Raw genomic sequence first — 4217 nt, 5'->3', positions numbered from 1 at the left:
GTAAGCAGAGTTTTTGAAATGTAAGGCCTTTGAATAAGACAAAAGGCTGCCTCATCGCTAACTTTGCAACAGTGCCAGCTGCTCTATATTCTAATGAAATGTGAGTGAGGTTAAAAATTAATAATTTAAACACCATATAATAATTGGATATATCTAATAACAGGAGGTTATATGAGCATTAGTCGGCGTAATTTTTTGCGAGGAGTGGGTATCGGTTGCTCGGCCTGCGCGATAGGCAGTTTTCCGCCTGGCGCACTGGCGCGAAATTCTCCAGAGAGCATTAAGGGGAAAACATCCCTGACGCCAAGCTTGTGCGAAATGTGTTCTTATCGTTGCCCAATACAGGCACAGGTAATTAATAACAAGACGGTTTTTATTCAGGGGAACCCTAATGCGCCTCAACAAGGCACGCGTGTCTGCGCGCGCGGAGGCAGTGGTGTTAGCCTGGTCAACGACCCGCACCGTATTGTCAAACCCATGAAACGCACAGGGCCTCGCGGCAGCGGAGAATGGCAGGTTATTAGTTGGGAACAGGCTTACAAAGAAATTGCCGAAAAAATGACGGCAATAAAAGCGCAGCATGGTCCTCAGGGGGTCGTATTCTCTTCCAAATCCGGTTCGCTTTCGGGTCATTTATTTCAGTTGGCAACGGCGTTTGGATCGCCAAACACCTTTACGCATGCGTCGACATGCCCTGCCGGAAAATCGATTGCCGCCAAAGTGATGATGGGCGGCGATTTGGCTATGGATATCGCCAATACCCGTTATATGGTCTCTTTTGGCCACAATCTCTATGAAGGTATTGAGGTTGCCGAAACGCATGAACTGATGACCGCGCAGGAAAAGGGCGCAAAAATGGTCAGCTTCGATCCCCGTTTGTCAGTTTTCTCCAGCAAGGCGGATGAATGGCATGCGCTCAAGCCGGGCGGCGACTTGCCGGTGTTAATGGCCATGTGTCACGTCATGATTAATGAACATCTGTATGACGCGGACTTCGTTGCACGCTACACCACAGGGTTTGACCAACTGGCCGAAGCGGTACAAGAGACCACGCCGGAATGGGCGCAAAAGCAGGCTGACGTGCCTGCTGATGTTATTGTTCGGGTCACCCGCGAAATGGCCGCCTGTGCGCCTCATGCTATCGTCAGCCCTGGCCATCGCGCGACGTTTTCGCAAGAAGAAATTGATATGCGGCGTATGATTTTCACCCTCAATGCGCTGCTGGGAAATATTGAGCGTGAAGGGGGCTTGTACCAGAAAAAAGCCGCGGCAACCTACAATAAGCTGGCCGGAGAGAAGGTCGCTCCGGTGCTGGCAAAACCTGATGCCAAATTGCCCAAGCCAACGGCGCAGCGCATCGATTTGGTTGCCCCACAATTCAAGTACATCGCGGCGGGCGGCGGCGTGGTGCAAAGCATCATCGATGCCGTGTTAAACCAGACGCCGTATCCGGTGAAGGGATGGATTATGTCCCGCCACAATCCTTTCCAAACCGTGACCTGTCGGCCTGATCTGGTCAAAACCGTCGAACAACTCGATCTGGTGGTCAGTTGCGATGTCTATTTAAGCGAAAGCGCGGCATATGCCGATTATCTGTTACCCGAATGCACCTACCTTGAACGTGATGAAGAAGTCTCTGACATGTCGGGCCTGAATCCGGCCTATGCCCTGCGCCAGCAGGTTGTAGAGCCGATTGGGGATGCGCGTCCGAGCTGGCAAATCTGGAAAGAGCTGGCCGTGCAGTTAGGCCTTGGGCAGTTCTACCCCTGGCAGGATATGCAGACACGGCAGCTGTACCAGCTTAATGGCGATCATGCGCTTTCCGCTGAACTGCGTCAGAAAGGATATCGGGAGTGGGGGATTCCGCTGCTGCTGCGGGAACCTGAAGCAGTGCGTCAGTTTGTGGCGCGTTATCCGGGCGCGGTGGCGGTTGACGGCGACGGTACCTATGGCGAGCAACTGCGCTTTAAATCCCCGTCTGGAAAAATTGAACTCTACTCTGAAGAGCTGGAAGCACTTTTGCCTGGCTACGGTATTCCGCGCGCCCGCAATTTTGCCCTCAAAGGCGACAATGAACTCTATTTTATTCAGGGAAAAGTTGCGGTGCATACCAACGGCGCGACGCAATATGTACCACTGCTGAGTGAGCTGATGTGGGATAACGCGGTGTGGATCCACCCGCAAACGGCCCGTGAAAAAGGCATCAAAAACGGCGATGAGATTTGGCTGGAAAATGCGACCGGTAAGGAAAAAGGCAAAGCGCTGGTTACTGCCGGAATACGACCCGATACGCTGTTCGTTTATATGGGATTTGGCGCCAAGGCAGGAGCTAAAACCGCGGCGACGACGCACGGTATTCACTGCGGTAATTTGCTTCCGCATGTTACCAGTCCGGTTTCCGGTACGGTGGTGCACACCGCTGGCGTCACGCTTCGTCGGGCATGAGAAAGGAGAACATCATGAATCAATCAACAAACCCTTATGTCATGCTGCATGACGAGAAACGCTGTATTGGCTGCCAGGCGTGTACGGTTGCCTGCAAGGTACTGAATGACGTGCCGGAGGGATTTAGTCGCCTACAAGTGCAGATCCGTTCCCCCGAACATGAACCCGAGGTGCTGTCCCACTTCCAGTTTGTTCGCGTTTCCTGTCAGCATTGTGAAGATGCGCCGTGCGTCAGCGTCTGTCCTACCGGTGCTTCATTTCGTGACGAAAATGGCATTGTACAAGTGGATAAGTCTCGCTGTATTGGATGTGACTACTGCGTTGCCGCTTGCCCGTTCCATGTCCGCTACCTCAACCCACAAACGGGGATTGCCGACAAATGTAACTTCTGCGCCGATACTCGCCTGGAGGTCGGACAATCGCCAGCCTGCGTTTCCGTTTGTCCGACGGATGCGCTGAAATTTGGTCGTCGCGATGACCCGGAAATTCAGCACTGGATTAATCAAAAAGAGGTTTATCGCCAGCAGGATACGCGTAGCGGCCCGGTAAGTGTCTATCGGCGTAAAGAGATCCATCAGGAGGGTAATGTATGAATTCTATCTGGGGAGCAGAGCTTAACTATGCGCCGGACTACTGGCCGCTGTGGCTCATTTATGCAGGCGTTATTATTGTGCTGATGATTGCGGGCCTGGTCACGCACGCGCTGTTACGTCGGATGCTGGCGCCCAAAACGGCAACCGGGGAAGAGCATCGGGACTACCTCTATTCGCTGGCGGTCCGCCGCTGGCACTGGGGTAATGCGCTGCTCTTTATCCTGCTTCTGCTGAGCGGCCTGTTTGGCCACTTTTCTGTCGGACCGGTGGCCTTAATGGTGCAGGTACATACCTGGTGTGGCTTCGCATTGCTGGCCTTCTGGATTGGCTTTGTGTTAATAAACGCAACCAGCGGCAACGGCTGCCATTATCGCGTGAAATTTAGCGGGTTGATATCACGCTGCCTGCTGCAAACACGCTTTTATCTGTATGGCATTATGAAAGGTGAGCCGCACCCGTTTGCCGCAACGGCAGAGGACAAATTTAACCCGCTGCAACAGCTGGCCTACCTGGCCATCATGTACGCACTGGTTCCACTACTGATCATCACCGGGTTGCTATGTCTCTACCCGCAGGTGGTAGGGGCGGGGCCGGTGATGCTGGTGCTGCATATGGCGTTAGCGATTGTGGGCTTACTGTTCATCTGCGCGCATATTTACCTGTGCACGCTGGGTGACACGCCAGGGCAAATTTTTCGCAGTATGATCGATGGTTATCACCGCCATCGCAGTCATCACGCAGAGACCGCGCCGCGTAAAGGGTAGTTCCGGCGAGATTTGTCTCTGAAACCCTTTCCTGATAGCAAGAAAATGTGCCTTATGTCACATTTTCTTGCAATTTATCCATGTTTGTTCGACAGAACTTCCGTAAAAAGAACGGTTATTTCTCCCTTTCCTGAGGACATGCTGTTGAAACGCCGTTTGTTTATTGCCGCTTCACTATTAACGATGAGTTTTTCGCCCGCCTGGGCGAGCGATGCCGTGAGCTTCGCCCCACAACCTCCAGCGATTACTGCCGGGGCATGGGTGTTAATGGATTACACCACGGGCCAAATCCTGACAGCCGGTAATGAACACCAGCAGCGCAATCCTGCCAGCCTGACGAAACGGCACTGTTGCAAATAGTCGGTGGTGATAAACTTATCATCCCCTTTTGCTGATGGAGCTGCACATGAACCCA

General features: G+C 52.8%; 3 protein-coding genes and 1 pseudogene. All 4 read left to right on the top strand.

The features are described from left to right. Positions 1–171 precede the first annotated feature (171 nt). Entirely contained in the window at positions 172–2445 is a 2274-nt protein-coding gene (gene phsA / locus OQV04_RS23690; RefSeq protein WP_032319017.1) for a thiosulfate reductase PhsA, read from the top strand. 14 nt (positions 2446–2459) lie between these two features. Next, complete coding sequence (gene phsB / locus OQV04_RS23685) at positions 2460–3038, top strand: thiosulfate reductase electron transport protein PhsB (protein WP_016153548.1); 579 nt, start codon at positions 2460–2462, stop codon at positions 3036–3038. Continuing rightward, positions 3035–3802, top strand: coding sequence for a thiosulfate reductase cytochrome B subunit (phsC, locus tag OQV04_RS23680; protein WP_032319018.1), 768 nt, complete (start codon positions 3035–3037; stop codon positions 3800–3802). The genes phsB and phsC overlap by 4 nt, the downstream gene beginning before the upstream one ends. 138 nt (positions 3803–3940) lie before the next feature. After that, positions 3941–4144 (top strand): annotated as a pseudogene (locus OQV04_RS23675) (serine-type D-Ala-D-Ala carboxypeptidase); the annotation flags it as partial. Positions 4145–4217: the final 73 nt, after the last annotated feature.

The sequence above is a fragment of the Escherichia sp. Lx600-2 genome (genome assembly GCF_036662595.1).
In the GTDB taxonomy this organism is placed as follows: Bacteria; Pseudomonadota; Gammaproteobacteria; order Enterobacterales; family Enterobacteriaceae; genus Escherichia; species Escherichia coli.
This window is presented reverse-complemented; position numbering and strand designations above follow the sequence as displayed.